Raw genomic sequence first — 20,389 nt, 5'->3', positions numbered from 1 at the left:
GGTTATTTGAAGCTGATGAGGTATTGAAGCGCTTTGGGGTTGCCTGCAACCGCATCGCCAGTTTCAAAAAAGTTGCTGTTGCCGTCCGGGTCGGTCATCAGGCCGCCCGCCTCGGAAATCAGCAAGACGCCGGCAGCGAGATCCCAAGGCTTCAGGCCAAAGCACAGGTAGCCATCCAGGCGACCGCAGGCCACGTAAGCAAGATCAAGCACAGCCGATCCAGATTTGCGGATGCCTGCAGTGCTTTCTGTCAGGGCCAGCATCTTCTTTTTGATGTGGTCAAACCCTTCGGTTTTTCCACTGGGGAAGGCAAAACCCACCAGAAATTCGTGCGGCTTGGCGCGGCGAGACACGCGAATGCGCCGGTTGTTTAAAAAGGCACCTTCGCCTTTGGACGCTGTAAACAGATCATTGGTGGCCGGGTTGTACACCACGGCTTGCTGTACATTGCCGTTGACACGCAAGGCAATTGAAATGGCGTAATGGGGGTAACCGTGAATGAAGTTGGCCGTGCCATCAATGGGATCAATCACCCACTCGTACTCGGACTGGCCAGACGCGCCACTTTCCTCGGCTAGAATGGCGTGAGAGGGGAAGGCCTGTTTGAGCACTTCGATGATGGCCGCTTCAGCAGCCTGATCGGTTTCAGTGACAAAGTCGTTGGGTCCTTTCAGACCGATTTTCAACTGGTCAAGGTCCAGCTCCGCCCGGTTGATGATTTTCCCCGCGGCGCGTGCGGCCTTAACAGCCACGTTGAGCATTGGATGCATGACTTGTCCTTCATTCATAGATTGTTAACCTGACATTATAAATGAGCAAAGCCAATTCTCTGGAGTCTATTTCGATTGTTCTCGTAAAAACGAGTCATCCGGGCAACGTCGGTTCGGTGGCCCGGGCCATGAAGACGATGGGATTGTCAGACCTGCGCCTGGTGATGCCCAAGCAGCCTGACCTGCATCAACAAGACGACGCCATTGCCCTGGCCAGTGGGGCAACCGATGTGTTGCAGCGGGCGCAGGTGTATGACAGTTTGTCCGACGCTTTGCACGACACTGTCTGCGCGTATGCGCTGTCCGCCCGCATTCGAGAGCTTGGACCAGTGCTGATGAGCCCCGAGCAGGCGGCGGCAGACAGCGAACAGGCTCTAGAGCAGACCGGTAAACGGGTTGCCTTTGTGCTTGGTGCCGAAAGAACCGGCTTGACCAACGAAGAGCTGTTGGCTTGTAACCGGCAGGTGTACATTCCGTCCAATCCAGTCTACAACTCGCTGAATCTGTCGCAGGCTGCCCAGATTGTTTGCTATGCACTTCGCCGTCATTTCGAGAATAAGCCCGGTAGCGCGTTGCCGCTGACCCGTGATGTCCAGATTGATCCCAACCGACAATCCAACCCAGCCACGGTTCAGGCCGTTGAGCAGTTGAAAGCGCATTGGTTGCAAGCCATGGAAAAAGTGGATTTTCTGAATCCGGACAAGCCCAAAAAGCTGGTGCATCGTTTGGGCAAGTTGCTGGGGCGGGCGCAGCTTGAACAGGAGGAGGTGGACATGTTGAGGGGCTTTCTGTCTGACGTAGTTCGCGTGGCTGAGGGCAGGCTGTATCCGCATGAGCGCGGCGCGAGTAAGCCCGACGGTTCAGCTTGATCGGGCTGCCGAATGGGTCTGCCAACTGGTACACTTTGGCTCAATCCGTCAATTCCGGGTAAGTTCTGATGTTCAGCCAATTGCGAGAAGACATTGACAACATATTGCACAAAGACCCCGCTGCGAGAAACAGGCTGGAAGTTTTTTTGTGCTACCCAGGTTTGCACGCCGTTTGGTGGCACCGTCTGGCTCATGTTTTTTGGGGTTATGGCTGCATCACGCTCGCTCGATTTATTTCTCACCTGGGGCGCTTGCTGACCGGGGTCGAAATTCATCCGGGTGCCAAAGTGGGACGCCGGGTTTTCATTGACCACGGCATGGGTGTGGTCATCGGTGAGACGGCAGAAATTCACGACGATTGCACGATTTATCAAGGCGTGACTTTGGGCGGCACCAGCTTGAACGAAGGCAAACGCCACCCCACGCTGGAAAGTGGTGTGGTGGTGGGCGCAGGTGCACAAGTGCTGGGACCGTTTACTGTGGGCGCGAATGCAAAAATAGGGTCCAACGCGGTGGTCACCAAGGCGGTGCCTGCCGGTGCCACTGCGGTGGGTAATCCCGCCCGAATCGTTGTGAAAGACAGCCCGGCACAAGCCACTGACCGACCCCCCACACCCATGCCAAGCCGGGAAGAGTTTGCGGCCTATGGTTTGTCAAAGAATGGGGATGATCCATTGATTAAGGCGATTCATGGATTGATTGAACAGGCGATTGCCCAGCAGCAACGCATTGAGCACCTGGAAGGTCAGTTAAGCGACGGAAAACAGGGGGCAACTCTGCCCGGCAAGGATTGCGAAGAGCTGAAAGCCTTGAACAAGCTTGTGGACGACTAATTGAACACGGTCAGGGTGTATTGACCATCCGAAGTGAGTTGCAGGTACCCACCTTTGTGTGATGTGTTTTCAGTGGCGTCGTAATTCCAGTCAGGAAGTACAATTCTGGTGTGATTTTCAAGCTGACCACTGCATGATTGGCCAGCTGCGTGCAGGGGTGTCGCCTCGGGCCCATGCACCGCACAGCGGTGTGTGTGGCCATGAATGATGACCTGGCTTCTACCAATCAGACAACCGTCGGGCCATTTGCCTTTAAACGCGTTTTCTACAGCGTCCGAATTGGTGTCCATGATGCTCAGCGCACTGCTGGATTTGTGACGTTTGCTTTCATCCCGAATTGAACCAGCTATGGCCATTCTCTCTTCGATGGGTCGGCTCAAAAAGCCTTCTTTCCAGGCCTCGTCCCGACTCTGCAGGCGGAATTTTTGATAGGCCTTGTCGTCAGTGCACAATTGGTCGCCATGCGAGATCAGAATGATTTGGTTGCCAACCCGAATAAAGTCCGGATCCTCCAGAATTTCCATTCCACTGGCTTCAGCAAACTGTTCGCCCAACAGGAAGTCGCGGTTGCCATGCATGAAAAAGACCCTGGCACCGGCCAGCTTTGCGTTGTAGATGGCTTTTGACACTTCAATTGACACGGCATCCGAGTGATCGTCTCCGAGCCACACTTCAAACAAGTCGCCCAACAGAAAGATCAGGTTGTCCGCCTGAGCCACCGAGGCCAGCCAACGTGTAAACGCCGTCAGCGTGTCAGGTGTTTTTTCGGACAAATGGAGATCTGAAGCGAAGTAGGCGTATTGGCCTTCGGAAATTTCGATCATGGCGTGTGCCTGTTTGTGGACGCAAAAAAAGCCCTTGGTGAAGGGCTTTTTTCGAACGGGCCGCTTTACTTCAGTTTTTCGGCGCTTTGAATGACGACGTCTTCGGTTGGTACATCTTGGTAGAAACCTTTGGAACCAGTGCGTACGGCAGCAATTTTGTCAACCACGTCTTGTCCTTCAACCACCTTTCCGAATACGCAGTAACCCCAGCCTTGTGGGGTTGGGCTCTTGAAGTTCAGGAATTCGTTGTTTTCAACGTTGATAAAAAATTGCGCGGTTGCCGAGTGCGGATCGTTCGTGCGCGCCATGGCGATGGTGTACTTTTCGTTTTTCAGACCGTTGTCAGCCTCATTTTTGATGGCGGCTTTGGTCGGCTTTTGCTTCATGCCCGGCTCGAACCCGCCACCTTGAATCATGAAACCGGGGATGACCCGATGAAAGATGGTGTTTGAGTAAAAGCCGGAATTCACGTATTCCAGAAAATTGGCAACGGTTACAGGTGCCTTTTCAGAATTCAGTTCAAGTGTGATGTCGCCGAAGTTTGTTTTTAATTTAACCATGATGCTCTTTGAAGGTTTCGCAAACGCGGAGTGTAACGAAAGATTGGTCATGCTAACAGCAAATGCGGAGAACATCGACCACTTTAGAAATTGACGTTTGCTGGTTTTCACGGGGTATCCTGTTGGTTAGAGTTTTGCGGTGTCTTCCTGAACGATGCGCCAATGCGTGCCCATTTTCATCCAGTATTGTTCTTTCTTGACTGCCCCATAGACCTTGTCTTCCTGTTTGAAGCTGACGAACAACATGTCTTTGTCGCTGGGGTATTTCATGACCGTAAGATCTTGAACCTTGATTTTTCCGAATGATCGGGAGCCAAGATGTTTGTCTTTTTGCCAGTCAATCAGGTCTTTGCCGTCAATCAGTACATTGCTGGCGTAGTGTGTTAACCCTGCCTGAAGATTGCTTTCAAGGTCTTCTTTCCAGGTTTGTACCATCCGCAAGGCGGCTTTCCTCTGGGCTTTCCAGACCTCAGTGGGTATGAAGTCCAGCTTTTTCGTAATGACCACGGGCGTGTTGCCGATGTCGATGAATTTTTTCAAAGCCAGCAGGTCGTTGTTGGCCAGTACCACGCAACCGTCGCTGTCCAGGGGAGGGCGGCTGACATAGCTGGCCGGCATGCCGTGCAGCCAAATGCCGGTGCCAGTGCGGCCCTGACGTTTGTCCCAGGCATTGGGATAGTTGATGGGCAGCGCGATGGGGCCGTAAAAATCGTTCAGCTTGGCTTTTGGCAGCAGGGTGGTAACGGTGTACACCCCGATCGGTGTGCGCTTGTCACCTTCAACGCTTTTGACCGCACCCATTTTGCCTTGGGTGATGTAAAAGTCTGTCACCAGCCTGGGCTGGGGAAAGGTGTTTTCATAGAGGTAAAGCCGTGAGCGGCTGGTGTCCACGAGCACCACGTATTTGACTTCATCACCGATCTCAACCAATTCGCTGGGCAGCATGTTCCGCTGGGGGCGGTCTTCCACGGCCCTGAATCTTGCGATTGCTTCCTCTCGGAGGTCGCGAAGTTCATCTTCCTTGCCTTTCGGTACGCTGGGCATGTCGCCAATTCGCTGGATTGGACGACCCGCCTTCAGGGAGAGAATGTCGCCCCTCAGCAGGTAGGCCAAATGAAAGTTGGGAAATTCCTTGATGAGCCGGTTTGCGATGGTCAACGCCCGATCAGGCTGGTTTTGACTGAGCGCGGTGTAGATCTCGCCCACGGCCGTGTCAATGACTGGGCGGTAGGCTTGCCGGTCAAACAGGCTGCCTGCTGACCCGGCACCTTGCGGCTGTGGCGCGGCATAGGCCACATTGTTGAAGCCGTCATACAGCTGCGGGTCAACAAATGAGGGCGCTGCCGTTAATAGCCAGAACCCCGCAGGAACCGCCAATTTCAGTAGTCTCGATCCAATGCGGAAAGAGCCATTGAGCTTGAACATTAACCGCCCACCCTTTCATTGGTGATTTTCCAGGCGTTGCCTTCACGCTTCATGTCCAGCACTTTGGTTGACACGTTGTTCAAGCGGTTGGAAAAGTAGCTTTGCTTGAATTTGACCACGGCCTCGTCGCCCTTGATCGTAATCAACGGGTTGTCCACGACCACTCGAATGGTCTCTTTGCCAACGATCCGCTCCTTGCGCATTTTTTCCCAGGCGGCACGCGTCATGTTGCCGGGTGGGTTGAATTCTTTGCTGTAAGCGCCGAGGTAATCTTCCATGTCTTGATCAGACCAGGCCTTCGCCCATTTCTCGACTGCCGCCAGCACCTGGCTGTCCATGCCAATGGTGTTGCCCGCTGGCTTTTCAACTGCTGGCTTGGGGGCCACTGCGGTAATTGCAGGAGCGCTGGGTTTGGGTGCCGTTGCGGTGATAGCAGGCGCCACTGTCACAGCAGCCGACGCGACAGGCTTGCTGGGCTGGGTTGCAGCAGGTGCGGGTGTTGGTGCCGGGGTGGGCTCAGGCGTAGGGGCCAGTGTGGGTGCAGGCGCTGCTTTGGCAGGGGGGGCTGCTTTGGCGGGTGCTGCAGAGGCCACCACCGTGGGCTCAGAGCCTGGTACAGGGTTGCCGCTGATCAACTTGCGAATCAAGGCAAGCTTCATTTTGGCTGTCGAGTTTTTGCCATCCAGTTGGAGTGCCTTGTCATAAGACTGGCTGGCCAGCTTGGCGTAGACGTCGCCAAGGTTTTCATGGGCTGTGGCGTAACTGGGGTGGGTTCGAATGGCCATTTCAAGCGCTTTCTCGGCTTGTTCATACTCGCCACGACCCGCATAAAGGACCGCCAGGTTGTTGTAAGGTTCAGGCAGCTCTGGGTAGTCCTCGGTCAACTTTTTGAACACGGTGATGGCCTGATCGGTCTGTTTGCGCTCGGTCAGAATTAGACCTTTCAGGAAACGCATCTGGGCGTCGTTTGGTTTGTTCGCGAGGTAAGCGTCCGCTCTGGCCAGCGCCTGGTCGTACTTTTCCGCCTGAATCAGCTTTGACACTTCGTCGGATTCGTCCGCGTGGGCAAGGGGGAGCGTCAGTGAGGTGCCAATCAGGATAGAGGCCCACAGCACACGAAGGGCAGGAAATTTGACTGTCTTTGTTTTCATGGATGTTTTAGTTGACTGCATGCGAGTGCGCCTATGCTTCGTTTGGCCGATGTGATTGCCGGTAACGATTATTAGTCTGGATGTAAATGATATACTCGTCCGCTATTGTAACAAGCCCCTTTGGGGGTGAAAACAGCGACCTGCTTCGAATTTGCAAGTCCTTCATTGTACTCACTTGTGTCGCATTGGCGACCTTCTGACCGATTTCCATGAATTCTTCGCTTCAACTATTCAATTCGATGACTCGCGCCAAGCAGCCTTTCAAGCCGCTTGAAGACGGGCAGGTGCGCATGTACGTGTGCGGAATGACCGTTTATGACCTGTGCCACCTTGGCCACGCCCGGGTCATGGTGGTGTTTGATCTGCTGCGTCGCTGGTTGCGCGCATCGGGTTACACCGTCACCTACGTGCGCAACATCACCGACATCGACGACAAAATTATCCGCAGAGCACTTGAAAACGGGGAAAGCATTCGTGCGTTGACCGACCGCTTTATCGCGGCCATGCACGAGGACGCCGATGCCTTGGGTATTGAGCGCCCTGACCACGAGCCCCGCGCCACAGAGTACGTGGGGCAAATGCAGGCCATGATCCAGCGCTTGATGGACAAGCGCCTGGCCTACAGGGACGAGCAGGGCGATGTGAATTTTTCGGTTCGTTCGTTTCCGGGGTATGGCCGTTTGTCGGGCAAAAGTCTTGATGAGCTGCGCGCTGGCGAGCGCGTGGGCGTGTCCACTTCCAAAAATGACCCTCTGGATTTTGTACTCTGGAAGTCGGCCAAGTCCGATGAGCCCGCCGATGCCAAATGGGAATCGCCATTTGGAACGGGTCGCCCTGGCTGGCACATTGAATGCTCGGCCATGGCTTGCGAACTGTTGGGTGACACTTTTGACATTCATGGCGGTGGCGCCGATCTGCAATTTCCCCATCATGAAAATGAAATTGCGCAAAGCGTGGGTGCAACGGGTGCCGAGTTTGCCCGACTCTGGATGCACAACGGTTTTGTCCGCGTTGAGACCAACGGGCAAAGCGAGAAAATGTCGAAATCGTTGAACAATTTCTTCACCATCCGCGACATTTTGAAAGGGTACGACCCGGAGGTTGTGCGTTTCTTCATTCTGCGCGCTCAATATCGCAGTCCTTTGACTTACTCGGACGTGCATCTGGATGACGCGCGCCAGGCTTTAACCCGGCTTTACAAGGCTGTTGGTGAGGCAACTATGAATGACACCATCGACTGGACGCTCGATTTTGAGACACGCTTTGCTGCGGCCATGAACGACGACATGAATACGCCTGTGGCCGTGTCAGTGCTGTTTGACATGGCATCAGAAGTCAATCGAAGCAACGATTTGGCATTGGCAGCTCGCCTTAAAACCCTGGCTTCTGTGCTCGGCCTGCTCGAGCGTTCGGCCGATTCTTTTTTGAAGGCCGAAGTGGGTGAAGAATCTGGCCTGAGTGAATCCGACATCGAAGCATTGATAAAGGCCCGCGCGCAGGCCAAGATCGATCGTGATTTTGCGAAAGCAGACGCCATACGTCAGGATCTTTTGGCCAAGGGGGTCGTACTTGAGGACAAGCGTGGCGGAGAAACCCAGTGGAGAAGAACCTGATTCTGGATCCACAGGCGCCTGCTTATTGGCGCGAGGCCTGTGAACATCTGTCCGATGTTCATCCGGTCTGGCTGGATTTGATTCAGCGTCACTCTCAAAGAGCGATTCGTTCCAGAGGGGCTCCTTACGAAACGCTGTTACGATCATTGGTGGGTCAGCAAATTTCGGTGAAGGCGGCTGATGCGGTGTGGACGCGACTGATGGCACAGCTTTCGGGCGTGGCAGACAGCCAAAAGTTGTTGGCTTTGGCGGATGAGGCCCTGCGCGCAACAGGCCTTTCCTGGCAAAAGGTCGCTTATGCGAGGGAATTGAGTGAGTTTGACCAGCAAGGCTATTTGTCGCTGGCCTTGCTGGACGGCCTGGATGATGAGGCCTGCACCAGGCATCTGTGTCAGGTCAAGGGCATCGGCCCTTGGACAGCTCAGATGTTTTTGATGTTTGGTCTTTTGAGACCGGATGTGTGGCCTGTGGCCGACCTGGGTGTTCAGAAAGCGATTTCACGTCAATTTTTCAATGGGGATCCCATTGGACCGAAAGAAGCACTACAATTCGGTGAAAAATTAAGACCCTGGCGAACGGTGGCAGCGTGGTATTTGTGGCGCAGCCTTGATCCCACAGTGGTCGATTACTAAGAGATTCCTTATGAAGCAAACATTTCTGGATTTTGAATCGCCGATCGCTGAGTTGAAAAGCAAGATCGAAGAGTTGCGCATGGTGCAGGACGGTTCAGCCGTGGATATTTCGGAAGAGATCCGCAAGCTGGAGGCCAAAAGTGACAGCCTGACCAAAGAGCTTTATTCCAAGCTGAGCTCTTGGCAAGTGTCGCAGGTGTCACGTCACCCACAGCGCCCTTACACGCTGGACTACATTGAACATGCGTTCACGCATTTTCAAGAATTGCATGGCGACAGGCACTTTGCAGACGATCCGTCAATTGTTGGCGGCCTGGCCCGGTTGGATGGAGATCCGGTTATGGTGATCGGTCATCAAAAGGGGCGTGATGTCAAAGAGCGGACGCACCGCAACTTTGGTATGTCCAGACCTGAGGGTTATCGCAAAGCCCTCCGTTTGATGAAGACAGCCGAAAAGTTTGGCATACCCGTTGTAACACTGGTGGACACTCCAGGGGCTTATCCGGGTATTGACGCTGAAGAGCGGGGTCAATCTGAAGCGATCGGTCGAAATCTGATTGAAATGGCACAGTTGAAGGTGCCCATTGTCAGTGCGATCATCGGCGAAGGTGGTTCAGGCGGTGCTTTGGCATTGGCCGTGGCCGATCATGTCATCATGCTGGAGTACTCAACTTACTCGGTTATTTCTCCTGAGGGCTGTGCGTCCATTTTGTGGCGCAGTGCCGAAAAAGCACCGGATGCCGCTGAGGCTTTGGGCATCACGGCCAAGCGCCTGCGCGATCTGGGTTTAATCCAGGAAATCGTCAAGGAAAGTTTTGGGGGCGCACACCGCAACCACCAAGAGACGGCCAAGAATTTGAAAGCGGCCATCAAGACAGCGCTGACCCATCTGAAAGGGTACAAGCCCAAGACCTTGCTGGATGCGCGTCATGACCGTTTGATGAGTTACGGTCATTACAAAATCTTGAAGAGCTGAGCAGCCTGATCATGCCACCCAGCCAGGACCTTGTTCTTGGTGCCATCGAGGCCGCGATGGCGTCGGGTGGATTGCGGCCCACTTCCGAGTCGCCCATGGCGGTGGCTTATTCTGGTGGACTCGACTCCACCGTCTTGCTGCATGGTTTAAATGCCCTGCACATTCCGGTAAAACCGGTTCACGTGAATCATCAGTTACAGCCTGTGGCCATTCAATGGGAATCGCATTGCACGGATTTTTGCGAATCGCTCGGCCAGCCGCTGGACATTCTTCGGGTGGATGTAAAGCCGGGCAGGCAGGGTGCGGAAGGGCAAGCTCGAAAGGCACGCTACAAGGCAATTCAGACCTGGATGCGAAGTCACAACCTGACCTTTTTGGCTTGTGGTCATCATCAGGATGATCAGCTTGAAACGGTCCTGCTGCAGTTGTTTCGTGGGTCAGGACTGCGAGGTTTGGCGGGCATGCGCACTTTAGGGCCTACTGGCGTTGATGCGCCTCTTTTTCCCGAGATTGTGGTGTTCAGGCCCTTGCTGACTTTAAGCAAGCGCACATTGGCTGATTATGCCACTGCCCATGGTTTGAGCCATGTGGAAGACCCCAGCAATGCAAACGATGTTTACAAGCGCAATTGGATCAGGGGGCGTTTGTTGCCCGAGCTGCAATCCCATTTTCCGCAGGCCAGCTCAGGCATTCTCAAGATGTCTGCGCATTTCCAGGGTTATTTTGCTGAGCTGGATAAACAGAACGAAGTCAGCCTGGACGAGGTCTGCCAGTCTGGCGTGATCGACCTGAAAACCTGGAATGCATTGCCCCAGACGCGCAGGGTCGAGGTACTGCGCGCATGGTTGCGACAAGGCGGGGTGTTGTGTAACCGGGCCCAGTTGCTTGAACTTCAGCGACAACTGGGCTTGCCACAGGGGGGACGACGGCAGGTGTGCAATGGCTGGTATATTCAAGTCTTGAGGTACAAAGCCCGTCTAATCATCGAGAGCTGATTTTGAATTCATCTGATTTTGAACACATTGATCCCGAGCTGATCGCGCAATGGCTTGAAACCACGGGGCATTACAAGGTGCTTCGGCGCATCGGCGCCGTGTCGGATTTCAATGGCCAAATAGACCACCCTGTGAAAGTGCTGGTGGTCGATACGGAAACAACTGGCCTGGAGCTCACCCAGTCTGAATTGATCGAGGTTGGCGCAATACTGGTGGAAGTGGACCGTGACAGCGGCCAGTTGGGCCGTGTATTGGGTCAGTTTGCAGGGCTTGAGCAACCCAGCAAACCCATTCCTGCTGAAAGCACTGCCATTCATGGCATTACCGATGAGATGGTGAAGGGGCAGGTGTTCGACGAGGATGCGTTTAAATCCCTGTGCAAGGGTGTTGACCTGTTTGTTGCGCACAATGCTGCGTTCGACAGGCCTTTCATGCAGCGTCGGTTTCCATGGCTGGAACCCACAGTGTGGGCTTGCAGTTTCAAGGAATTGCCCTGGAAACAAGAGGGGTACAGTGGCCAAAAGCTGGAGTATCTTTTGGCAGACTGTGGCTACTTTCACAGTGCGCATCGGGCTGTCGAGGACTGCAATGCCTTGTTGCACGTGCTGAGCAAGCCCTTAAAATCATCGAAAAACATGCCGATGTCGGTGCTGTTCGAGAGCGCAAACGCCGCCATGTATCAAATTGCAGCCCTGAAAGCACCGTTTGAAAAGAAGGACCTTTTGCGTGCGCGCGGTTTTCGCTGGAACAGCGAGGATCGGGTCTGGGAATTTGATGCTTTCGGTTTTTCAGAAGGCAAGGAAGTGATTGACTGGTTGAAGGCAGAGGTCTACGAAACCAGCTCGAAAGTCATGTTGGGCTTTCGCACGCGCTCAGGCAGCGACCGTTACGCAGGCAACGACGTGCGCCAGCAGTACAAAGAGGTTTGACTTGACAGCGCAGGTCTATCCAACCGATTACCGCTTGTTGTTGCAGGATGGCATTGCCAGGCGCCAGGCGGACGTGCTGGATGCGCTGAGCAGGCGCTTGCCAGACGGGTTTAGGGTGTATCACGGCTTGCACTGGAGTCGACTTGAACACGGTTTGACTGTGACCGGTCAGTTGCAGTTTTTGGTTTTGGCACCCCACGGACTGGTCATCCTGATGAGCATGAAGACTGGGTTGATTCGTCAGGACGCCAGCGGTTTGAGCAAAAGTCAGGGTAGTCACACCGTTCATGTGTTTACTGAGCTGTGTGAGCAGCGTGATCTGCTGACCGCCAAGTTTCATCGCCAACACCACCTCGATTTGCCGGTGGAATTCTGCTTCTATTGCCCCGATCACCTGTTGAAATCTGAACTGGGATTGGCCGGGCTTGAAGACCGCGTGGTGGATGCGACCGCTCGGGACGATCTGCCTGAATTTCTCGTTTCCCTGGCGCAATTGCATGCACACAACACCCACGCCGTGGATGTCGAGCAGGTGCACCGTTTTTTGACCAACGCTTTGAATTTGGTACCGGAAGTGGGTGCCTGGTCTGCAACCAGCGAAGAGTATGTGACGCGTTTGTCCCAAGGGCTTGAGCAGTGGGTTGCCCGCCTGCAGTTTGAGCCCTTTCGGTTGCGGGTCAAAGGCACGGCAGGCAGTGGCAAGTCCCAATTGGCTCTGCGTGAATTGCAGAAGGCCAGCCAGCAGAAGTTGCGCAGTCTTTACGTGTGTTACAACCGCCCTTTGGCCTCGCATGTGGCTCGACAGATGCGTATCGATCAGGGGCTCGGGGTCTCGGTGTTCAATTTTCACGCCCTGTGTGATCGAGTCCTGAAGGACGCAGGCATTCAGGTGGATTACAAGCAGCCTGGCGCATTTGATCGTCTGGTGGAAGAAACGCTGGCTCAACCGGAAAGCAAGCGCTGGATGTTTGATGTCATTGTGGTTGACGAGGGGCAGGACTTCGATGAAGGCTGGTTGCGTGTGCTTCAGGGCATGTCTCATGCACGCACACGTTGGGTCTGGCTGGAGGACTTCGCGCAGAATCTGTATGCAAAGCCGCAGGTTCAACTTCAGGGGTGGGTCGATTTGACCTTGAACGTCAATTACCGAAATCCATTGCGCATTGTGAAGGCGCTGGATGATTTTCGTGCTTTGTTTGCACTTGCCAACAAGGCAGACTACGACGTGGATGCAGCATGTCCACTGGAGGGTTTGCCGGTTGAATGTTTTGCATACGATGACGAGAGCAGCCTGCTGACGCAGACAGCCAAGGCTGTTACGCAGTGTCTGAAGCAAGGGTTCGCGCGTGAGCAGGTTGTGGTTTTAAGCCTTCGTGGGTTCGAGAAGTCCAGCGTACTTCACCAGACTGAAATTGGCCCACACTCCCTAAGCCATTTCACAGGTCAGTATGACGCGCAAGGCAATCAGACTTTCACCAAAGGGTCTGTACTTGCAGAATCTGTGTATCGTTTCAAAGGCCAGTCTGCCCAGGCGGTTGTGGTGTGTGAGCTTGATTTTGAGGAGTGGTCTGAAAAAGAATACCGCAAGCTCTTTGTAGCCATGACACGGGCCAAGTTGTATCTCATTCTGGTGTGTAAGCACGGTACTGCGATCAAACTGGCTGGCGCATCAAACCTGGCACTTCACGACGCCTGACTGGAGGATTTGAGATCCTCAATCAGCACCGACTGTGTTTGTGGTGAGATTTCATCCACACTGTGGTTGTAGGCAGGGTGATCAATGCCAAGCGCGACAGGTTCACCTGCGATAAAGTCGGCCACATCGGCGTCTTCAAGCTGGAAGCTTAAAAAATACACCGAGGACACTCGATCGCCACTTGGCTCACCCAGCATTCTGTTCGGGGTTGCGTAACGCTTTCCCAGGTGGTTCACATTCATCCAGATGGCGTGTTCCACCCCTAGCATCTGATCCCGCTTGGTCGCGCGAACATCTGCATCCACAAACTCGAACATCAGCGTGGCCTTCAGGCAGTGCCGTGTTGGCACCAGTTCGTTGTAGATGGCCAGTTCATGTTCCAGATCGTCGGCCGCCATTGATTTGTCGACTCGAATCATCTCTTGCAACTGGTAGCGCACAGTCAACTCGTTTTCAAACATCAAAGAGGCATTGTTGCCGATTAGAACCGTGCGCAGCTTCTTGAATGGAATGACTGTTTGCCGCCATTCATTGCGCTGATCCAGATAGGCTTTGTGGCTAAGCAGGCTGTCGCGTGTAATTCGAGGCATAGGGCACTACAGACCGGTTATTGAACTTTTTTGACCATCCACACCCCATGTTCGCGTGAGCAGGCCAAACCTCTGAAGGTCTTTTTCTCATTGGTGGTGATGGTTACGCCTGAAAACATCCGACAGGTGTCAGAAGTGTTGCCGAGTATGAGATGCACGATGGATCCGCTGATCGGGTTGACCCAGTGGATGCGCTGGCCTGCGGGCACTAACTCAAGCGCATGACCAAAACACGCTGAATCGATTGGCAAGTCAGACGACTGTGGTGATTTTTCGCCCAGCAGCCTGTTCATGGGGGGGCCAATTTTCAGCGTGGCGGTTAGCGGGTCAGCGGCCGTGTTGGCCTCAGTGGCTTTGGCCAGTTGATCGGCCTGGCAGGTGCCTGTAACCACACCGTAGTCGTTTGCCCATTGCTTGCCGGTGTAGCCGACAAAAATGGCAGCCTGCACCGGGCCAGCAAAAGTTGCGGTCAACATCAGCAAACTCATAAAACCGTAATGTTTACGCATAGGTTTGTGCACTGGCATGGTCAGAATGCGATGATTAGAAAACGAAGCGGGGCGCGTTCAGTTGACATTGAAACGAATTAACGCCGACCCCCAAACTATACCATCGAAAAACAGGAGACCTGCCACCATGAGCCATCAGAGGAAGACCGTGTCGGCACTCGACATCGGTTTTGGCGCCTTGAGCTTTTTGCCCGATTTGCCCAACGTGGTGAAGCAATTGTTTGACATGGCCCTTTTGACCAAGTCGTCACGAAAATCGCTGGGCCTTGTTTTTGAACAGACAGCCGCCCGGTATGCTGACAGACTATTCATTCGCACCGCGCACGCAACGCTGACCTACCAGCAAGCCAATGAGCGGGCAAACCAGATTGCCCGGGCACTGATCGCCTTGAATGTTCGGGCGGGTGAGGCTGTGGCGCTGATGGGAGAGAACTCCGAGGAGCTGTTGCTGGCTGTTCTGGGCATTGTCAAGTTGGGCGCAGTGGCTGCTTTGATCAACAACAACCAACAAGGCAAGGTGTTGGCTCACAGTGTGGGTTTGGTTACCCCCAAGGTGATGCTGATTGGTGCCAGCTGCATTGGGGCGGTGGAAAGTCTCGTTCAGGCCGGTGAACCGGCGATGACGGGTGTTCAGATGGTGGCCTTGGAAAAGTCCTCAGACAAGGTGTGGCTGTCCGATTTTTCAGGCTTGCTGACCTGCCAGTCGAAGGACAATCTGGGTGTCACCCAGCAGCTGTTGGCCTCAAGCCCTGCATTCTACATTTTCACGTCGGGCACCACGGGCCTTCCCAAGGCGTCGATCATGAGCCACTACCGCTGGTTACAGGCCATGTGCGGGATGAGTTCTGTGGTCCGCCTGCAGCCAGACGATGTGTTTTATTGTTGCCTGCCGCTGTACCACAACAATGCCCTGACCGTGTCACTGGGTGTGGTTCTGGCCGCTGGGGCCTGCTTTGCGCTTGATGTGAAGTTCAGTGCCTCCCGTTTCTGGGATCGAATTCGGTCATTTGAGGCCACAGCGTTTTGCTACATCGGTGAGCTACTCCGTTATTTGATGAATCAACCCGGGTCGATGAACGACTGCAATCACGCAGTGCGCCTGATCGTCGGCAATGGTTTGCGGCCAGAAATCTGGGCTGCCTTTGAAAGCCGGTTCGGCATTCACGACATTTACGAGTTTTACGGGGCCAGTGAGTCGAATCTCGGATTTATGAACGCCTTTGGGCTGCGAGAAACGGTTGGATTTTCACCGATTCCCTATGAAATCATCGAGTGCGACCCTGACACCGAGTTGCCAGTGCGCGACGCCCGCGGCTTTGCGAGAAAGGTGGGGCGGGGGCAGGTCGGCCTGCTGGTCAGCAAAGTCACAGAGCGGCGTCCGTTTGATGGCTATACCGACACCACAGCCAACGAGAAGAAATTGCTTCGCAGTCTTTTTCGTCGTGGCGATTGCTGGTTTAATTCGGGCGATTTGGTCAGGCGCCAAGGTTGGCAGCACATCCAATTTGTCGATCGATTGGGTGACACTTTCCGCTGGAAAGGTGAAAACGTGGCCACTTCTGAAGTGGAGGGTATTTTAAGTCAGGTGGAATGGATTGAGCATGGCGCCGTGTATGGTGTGCAGGTACGCGGTGCCGATGGCCGGGCAGGCATGGCGGCCATCACCTTGAAGGCCGGGTGCGAGTTTGACGGTGAAGGCCTTGCTGCTTGTCTGTTCGAGAACTTGCCTCGCTATGCCGTGCCCCTGTTTGTTCGAATCACTGGAGACGCTCAAACCACGGGCACCTTTAAATACCAGAAAGTTCAGTTAAAAGCCGAAGGCTACGACGCGAAAAAAGTGAGTGACCCTCTTTTTAAGCTGGACGATAAGGCAGATCCACCCACTTACGTGGCCATGAACTGATTATTTCAGCAAAGAACCCAATAGACCTCGCGCCAGTTCGCGGCCCACTTTGCTGGCCATGGCGCGTGTCATGCTTTTCAAAAAAGCCTCGCCCACGCTTTGGGTCTGGCGAGTGCTTCCCTGCTGTTTCTGCGCCAGCTTTTCAGCCTGTGCGGCTTGGGCTTGCTGTTGCTGCGCATTCATTCGTGCCTGCAGCACTTCATGGGCTGACTCGGGGTCGACAGCCTGGTCGTATTTGCCTGCGAACGGACTTTTGCTCATGACGGCTTGCCGTTGTGCCGTGTCAATGGGGCCGATTTGGGAATGAGGTGGAGAAATCAGTACCTTCTCAACCATGCTGGGCGTTCCGTCGGCCTGAAGCACGGAGACGAGTGCTTCGCCCACGCCAAGTCGGGTAATTTCACCTTCTGTGTCCAGCTTGGGGTTGGGACGGAAGGTTTGAGCGGACACTTTCACGGTTTTCTGGTCATTTGGAGTAAAAGCGCGCAAGGCATGTTGAACCCGGTTTCCGAGCTGGCCAAGCACCCGTTCTGGTACGTCAGACGGGCTTTGTGTGATGAAATAAATTCCCACGCCCTTGGAGCGAATCAGCCGGACCACTTGCTCGATTTTTTCCACCAGTGAGTTGGGCGCATCGTTAAAAAGCAGGTGCGCTTCATCGAAGAACAGAACAAAACGGGGCTTCTCCTGGTCACCCACTTCAGGCAGGTTCTCAAACAACTCAGACATCAGCCAAAGCAGAAATGTGGAATAGGTCTTGGGGCTGTTGATCAGTTTGTCTGCGCACAGAATATTGACCAAGCCTCGGCCATTGGCGTCTGTTTCGAAAAAATCCCAGAAGTCGATGGCAGGCTCGCCAAAAAACAGGTCAGCGCCTGCATTTTCCAACTCGAGAAGTTTGCGCTGTATGGTTCCGACCGATGCGGCAGACACGTTGCCGTATTGCCTTTTGAACTCGTTGGCATTGTCAGCCATGTACTGCAGGGTGGTCTGCAGGTCATGCAGATCAATCATGAGCAGTTTCTGATCATCGGCAAACCTGAAGGCGATGGCCAGCAGTCCTTCCTGTGTGTCGTTCAAGTCCAGCAGGCGGGCCAGCAATGTCGGCCCCAGCTCTGAAATGGTGGTACGGACCGGATGGCCCGATTGACCAAACAGGTCCCAAAAAATGCAGGGTGCGCCTTCAAAATTGAAATCGGTGATCCCGATTTTGTCGATTCGCTCCTGCACTTTGGGATGTGGCTTGCCGGGTTGACTGATTCCTGAAAGGTCGCCTTTCACGTCCGCCATGAATACGGGTACACCCATCCGGGAGAAAGACTCAGCCAGAACCTGCAAAGTCACGGTCTTGCCGGTGCCCGTGGCGCCCGCAATCAATCCGTGGCGGTTGGCAAATTGTCCGAGCAGTTCAACGGGGTGATCAGAACCCCCGATCAGAATGGATGGCATGGGCTACTCACAGTGTGGTTGGCGGCAAGGTGAGGGGGGTTACAAACGGGTAACCTCACCCCATCAAGGGGAACCCAACGGGCGGAGTTCCGTCGCGATTCGAAAATACTACTATGAATCCATCGACAAATTGTCAGTAACCAGTTGAACGGAGAACCCTATCATGAACAGCAAAGTGTCTGCCGAAACATTGTTGAGCACCTATGAGCGTGGGGTTTCACGCCGTGAATGGACCGTGGGTCTGCTGGGTGCCTTTTGCAGTTATGCCTTGATCCTGTGGCTTTGCTAAGTTTTTCAGGACGCGTCATTATGTAGCAGGTGAACACCAGTAGGTCTCACCTGCTTTGTTTATGCGGTTCTTGAAGGATTCTAGAAATAGAAAAAACAGGTATCAGCGCCCCGAAATGAATGGCTGAATCAGCATTTTGGGAAGGCTGGAGTCGCCCTCTTGCCTGAACAGTTCAATGCCAATTGGCATCGTTTGAGCGTCTTCTTTCGGTTTCGCCACGTAAGTGCCAAATAGTCGGTCCCACCATGGGAAATTAAACCCGTAGTTTGAATTGGTTTCCTCGGGACGAATCGAATGGTGCACACGGTGCATGTCCGGTGTGACCACAAACCACCTAAGTACCCTCTCGGCCTTGGTCGGTATGGAGAAGTTGGCGTGGTTGAACAGCGCCGTACCGTTTAGAACCACCTCAAACACCAAGACGACCATTGGGTGGATGCCCAAGGCCCACACAATGGCAATTTTGAAAATCATGGAGCCTACGATTTCAATCGGATGAAACCGCAGTGCCGTGGACATATCAAAATCCAGGTCTGCATGGTGCATGCGATGCAACCGCCATAAAAGGGGCACATAGTGAGAGGCCCAGTGTTGGGCATAGATGGCTAAGTCAAGCAGCAGGAAGCCCAAAGGAGCTGCGAGCCACAAAGGCAGCTCAATCAAGCCAAACAGCCCTGATTGTTGGGAATAAACGTGCTGTGCCACACCCACGACAAGAATTGGCAGAAGTAGCCGAACCGCGATTGAGTCAACCACAAGGACCCCGAAATTGTTTAACCAGCGAAAGCCCTTTCTGTGCGCAAGCGTTCGGAAGGGGTACTTCCACTCAAGAAGCCCCACTACTACAAATATTGCGCCAAACGATAACAATCGAATTACTGCTTCGGACATCATAAAACCTCATATATGATTACTTAATCATATAGAGAACAATATCGCCCGTCCACATCAGGAGACATCTTGAATAAGCTATCAGCAATCATTGTAAGCGTCGCCCTCGTAATTGGTATGCAAGGCGCAAACGCGCAGGATGACGACAAGCTGGCCGACACCCTGAACGGCTATCTGGAGTTTGTTGAATACAGCGGGGGCACAATCCAGCCCAAGCAAATACCTAGAGAAGACCTGGCCAAGTTCTTTATCATCGACGCAAGAGATGCTGAACAGTTTGAGAAGGGACGCATCCCCGGTGCGACCAACATCGAATGGAGACAAGTGGTCAGCAGGCGTTCGGAGATTCCGAAGGACAAACCGGTGCTTATCTACTGCAATACAGGCTCCCTGTCAGCACAGGGTGGGTTCGCGCTACGGCTGCTGGGATATGAAGACGTTTTGATTCTTCAGGACGGCTTTGAGGGCTGGAAAGCTACTCAGAAGTAATTTGCCCTGACTCTTCGCAACCAATATACTGTCTTTTTGAACAGTATTTTATTTGGTCATGAGTCTGTCGAGCTTATCAGTCTGGCCCAAGGCGTCAAGGCACTGGATAAAGAAGGCAAACTGGAATTTGCCTCGGTTGATTTTTGTGCTCAGGGCCTTGTGGTCAAGCTCTGAGCCGTACATCTCTAGCTTTCTCGCAAGCTCTTTGTATGTGACATCCTGCCTGGCCATGATGCTACGAAGCACCACTCGGGCTTGTCTTTCATGTTTCGTCATTTGTGGTCGGCCTTCATCCTGCCTCGAACGAAGCACTCAGGCCCAATACATTGGGAAGACCTTTAGTCTGTCAAATTTTTTTGTTCTTTATTCCTCATATATGAGGTTTATTCTTCATTTAAGAATCAATAGATTCACTTCTGAGTTTGGTCAGTTTTTAGTGCCTAAACCCCTTGAGAGCAATTTCAAGGATAACGCGTCATGGGGCGCAGAGGCACAAAATTGAAAGGGTAGCATTTCCTGCTGTCGCCAGAGGCACGCACTATCAGTCTGAATGATGTATTCAGCTGGTCTGATAACAAGGTGTTTCGCACGTTTTGTGAATTTAGATGGGGCAGCAAAACCAAACAGGTGCCTATTCTGACCAAATTGGACAGTGATTCTGGCTGAAACTGGACAGTCATTCCAGCTCAAACTGGACACTTTTTTCAACCGCCCACTGACCTTGCCCCTGAAAGATGGACTCGTTAACTGGAGTGTTTTTATACTTTGGTTCAAGGAGAATTTTTCATGGGAACAATCAAACTCACACGGTCACGCTACACCTTGGAGTTCAAGCTGGAGGCGGTTCGTTTGGTGAAGGCAGGCCAAAGCGTTCGCGCTGTGGCACAGACGCTGGACATCAGTCCTCAAACCTTATTGGGCTGGGTTGATAAGGACAAAGAGGGTACGTTGTCACAGGTCAAAGGCAAGGTGGTCACGCAAGAGCAAATGGAGCTT

Annotated in this window: 22 protein-coding genes; 12 read left to right on the top strand and 10 right to left on the bottom strand. The window is 53.5% G+C overall.

Annotated elements, in window-relative coordinates; all coding sequences use genetic code 11:
* Positions 1-2 precede the first annotated feature (2 nt).
* Entirely contained in the window at positions 3-770 is a 768-nt protein-coding gene (locus tag QQJ87_RS14270; RefSeq protein ID WP_284282564.1) for an inositol monophosphatase family protein, read from the bottom strand.
* A 41-nt stretch (positions 771-811) separates the two neighbouring features.
* On the opposite strand from QQJ87_RS14270, the gene QQJ87_RS14265 reads away from it, so the two are divergent.
* Together QQJ87_RS14265 and cysE are read left to right on the top strand one after the other, a co-directional pair.
* Complete coding sequence (locus QQJ87_RS14265; protein WP_284282562.1) at positions 812-1,639, top strand: RNA methyltransferase; 828 nt, start codon at positions 812-814, stop codon at positions 1,637-1,639.
* 68 nt (positions 1,640-1,707) lie between these two features.
* Positions 1,708-2,472 (top strand): serine O-acetyltransferase, encoded by a 765-nt coding sequence (cysE, locus tag QQJ87_RS14260; protein WP_284282561.1) that lies wholly within the window; start codon positions 1,708-1,710, stop codon positions 2,470-2,472.
* On the opposite strand, the gene QQJ87_RS14255 is transcribed toward cysE, so the two are convergent.
* From QQJ87_RS14255 to QQJ87_RS14240, 4 genes are all read right to left on the bottom strand, one after another.
* Positions 2,469-3,296, bottom strand: coding sequence for a UDP-2,3-diacylglucosamine diphosphatase (locus tag QQJ87_RS14255; RefSeq protein ID WP_284282560.1), 828 nt, complete (start codon positions 3,294-3,296; stop codon positions 2,469-2,471). The two genes, cysE and QQJ87_RS14255, sit on opposite strands and share 4 nt — an antisense overlap.
* Before the next feature lie 65 nt (positions 3,297-3,361).
* Entirely contained in the window at positions 3,362-3,856 is a 495-nt protein-coding gene (locus tag QQJ87_RS14250) for a peptidylprolyl isomerase (RefSeq protein ID WP_284282559.1), read from the bottom strand.
* 126 nt (positions 3,857-3,982) lie between these two features.
* Positions 3,983-5,281 carry a L,D-transpeptidase family protein gene (locus QQJ87_RS14245; RefSeq protein ID WP_284282558.1) on the bottom strand — a complete coding sequence of 433 codons (1,299 nt, stop codon included), beginning with the start codon at positions 5,279-5,281 and terminating at the stop codon, positions 3,983-3,985.
* Complete coding sequence (locus QQJ87_RS14240; RefSeq protein WP_284282557.1) at positions 5,281-6,453, bottom strand: tetratricopeptide repeat protein; 1,173 nt, start codon at positions 6,451-6,453, stop codon at positions 5,281-5,283. The genes QQJ87_RS14245 and QQJ87_RS14240 overlap by 1 nt, the downstream gene beginning before the upstream one ends.
* Before the next feature lie 188 nt (positions 6,454-6,641).
* Here QQJ87_RS14240 and cysS point away from each other — a divergent pair, with 188 nt between their 5' ends.
* From cysS to QQJ87_RS14210, 6 genes are read left to right on the top strand one after another with little or no spacing between them, the layout of a single operon-like run.
* The gene (gene cysS, locus QQJ87_RS14235) at positions 6,642-8,045 is read left to right on the top strand and encodes a cysteine--tRNA ligase (RefSeq protein ID WP_284282556.1); all 1,404 of its coding nucleotides are present in this window, start codon (positions 6,642-6,644) and stop codon (positions 8,043-8,045) included.
* Positions 8,030-8,677: a DNA-3-methyladenine glycosylase family protein gene (locus tag QQJ87_RS14230; RefSeq protein WP_284282555.1), complete on the top strand. Its 648-nt coding sequence runs from the start codon at positions 8,030-8,032 to the stop codon at positions 8,675-8,677. The genes cysS and QQJ87_RS14230 overlap by 16 nt, the downstream gene beginning before the upstream one ends.
* 10 nt (positions 8,678-8,687) lie before the next feature.
* On the top strand, positions 8,688-9,653 hold the full coding sequence (locus QQJ87_RS14225) for an acetyl-CoA carboxylase carboxyltransferase subunit alpha (protein ID WP_284282554.1): 966 nt from the start codon (positions 8,688-8,690) through the stop codon (positions 9,651-9,653).
* An 11-nt stretch (positions 9,654-9,664) separates the two neighbouring features.
* Positions 9,665-10,648: a tRNA lysidine(34) synthetase TilS gene (gene tilS / locus QQJ87_RS14220; protein WP_284282553.1), complete on the top strand. Its 984-nt coding sequence runs from the start codon at positions 9,665-9,667 to the stop codon at positions 10,646-10,648.
* A gap of 2 nt (positions 10,649-10,650) precedes the next feature.
* On the top strand, positions 10,651-11,577 hold the full coding sequence (locus QQJ87_RS14215) for a 3'-5' exonuclease (RefSeq protein WP_284282552.1): 927 nt from the start codon (positions 10,651-10,653) through the stop codon (positions 11,575-11,577).
* A 1-nt stretch (position 11,578) separates the two neighbouring features.
* The gene (locus QQJ87_RS14210) at positions 11,579-13,273 is read left to right on the top strand and encodes an ATP-binding domain-containing protein (protein ID WP_284282551.1); all 1,695 of its coding nucleotides are present in this window, start codon (positions 11,579-11,581) and stop codon (positions 13,271-13,273) included.
* Here QQJ87_RS14210 and QQJ87_RS14205 read toward each other — a convergent pair.
* Positions 13,261-13,863: a DUF3501 family protein gene (locus QQJ87_RS14205; protein WP_284282550.1), complete on the bottom strand. Its 603-nt coding sequence runs from the start codon at positions 13,861-13,863 to the stop codon at positions 13,261-13,263. The two genes, QQJ87_RS14210 and QQJ87_RS14205, sit on opposite strands and share 13 nt — an antisense overlap.
* Before the next feature lie 17 nt (positions 13,864-13,880).
* Positions 13,881-14,339 (bottom strand): hypothetical protein, encoded by a 459-nt coding sequence (locus QQJ87_RS14200; RefSeq protein WP_284282548.1) that lies wholly within the window; start codon positions 14,337-14,339, stop codon positions 13,881-13,883.
* A 160-nt stretch (positions 14,340-14,499) separates the two neighbouring features.
* Between QQJ87_RS14200 and QQJ87_RS14195 the strand changes: the two genes are divergently transcribed.
* Entirely contained in the window at positions 14,500-16,275 is a 1,776-nt protein-coding gene (locus QQJ87_RS14195) for a long-chain-acyl-CoA synthetase (protein ID WP_284282547.1), read from the top strand.
* Here the strand turns inward: QQJ87_RS14195 and QQJ87_RS14190 are convergent, their stop codons facing one another.
* The gene (locus QQJ87_RS14190) at positions 16,276-17,724 is read right to left on the bottom strand and encodes a helicase HerA-like domain-containing protein (RefSeq protein ID WP_284282546.1); all 1,449 of its coding nucleotides are present in this window, start codon (positions 17,722-17,724) and stop codon (positions 16,276-16,278) included.
* Between the two features lie 163 nt (positions 17,725-17,887).
* On the opposite strand from QQJ87_RS14190, the gene QQJ87_RS14185 reads away from it, so the two are divergent.
* Positions 17,888-18,013: a hypothetical protein gene (locus tag QQJ87_RS14185; protein ID WP_284282545.1), complete on the top strand. Its 126-nt coding sequence runs from the start codon at positions 17,888-17,890 to the stop codon at positions 18,011-18,013.
* Between the two features lie 102 nt (positions 18,014-18,115).
* Here QQJ87_RS14185 and QQJ87_RS14180 read toward each other — a convergent pair whose 3' ends face one another.
* Positions 18,116-18,769 (bottom strand): sterol desaturase family protein, encoded by a 654-nt coding sequence (locus QQJ87_RS14180; protein WP_284282544.1) that lies wholly within the window; start codon positions 18,767-18,769, stop codon positions 18,116-18,118.
* Positions 18,770-18,973: 204 nt separating this feature from the next.
* On the opposite strand from QQJ87_RS14180, the gene QQJ87_RS14175 reads away from it, so the two are divergent.
* Positions 18,974-19,393: a rhodanese-like domain-containing protein gene (locus tag QQJ87_RS14175; protein ID WP_284282542.1), complete on the top strand. Its 420-nt coding sequence runs from the start codon at positions 18,974-18,976 to the stop codon at positions 19,391-19,393.
* Positions 19,394-19,441: 48 nt separating this feature from the next.
* On the opposite strand, the gene QQJ87_RS14170 is transcribed toward QQJ87_RS14175, so the two are convergent.
* Positions 19,442-19,669, bottom strand: coding sequence for a DUF6471 domain-containing protein (locus QQJ87_RS14170; protein WP_284282540.1), 228 nt, complete (start codon positions 19,667-19,669; stop codon positions 19,442-19,444).
* Between the two features lie 510 nt (positions 19,670-20,179).
* On the opposite strand from QQJ87_RS14170, the gene QQJ87_RS14165 reads away from it, so the two are divergent.
* The coding region (locus tag QQJ87_RS14165) for a transposase (protein WP_284282539.1) at positions 20,180-20,389 on the top strand (210 nt) is incomplete at its 3' end.

Source organism: Limnobacter litoralis (assembly GCF_030160455.1).
GTDB lineage: Bacteria > Pseudomonadota > Gammaproteobacteria > Burkholderiales > Burkholderiaceae_B > Limnobacter > Limnobacter litoralis.
The sequence above is the reverse complement of the archived record's forward strand: the minus strand, read 5'-3'. Positions and strand labels throughout refer to the sequence as shown.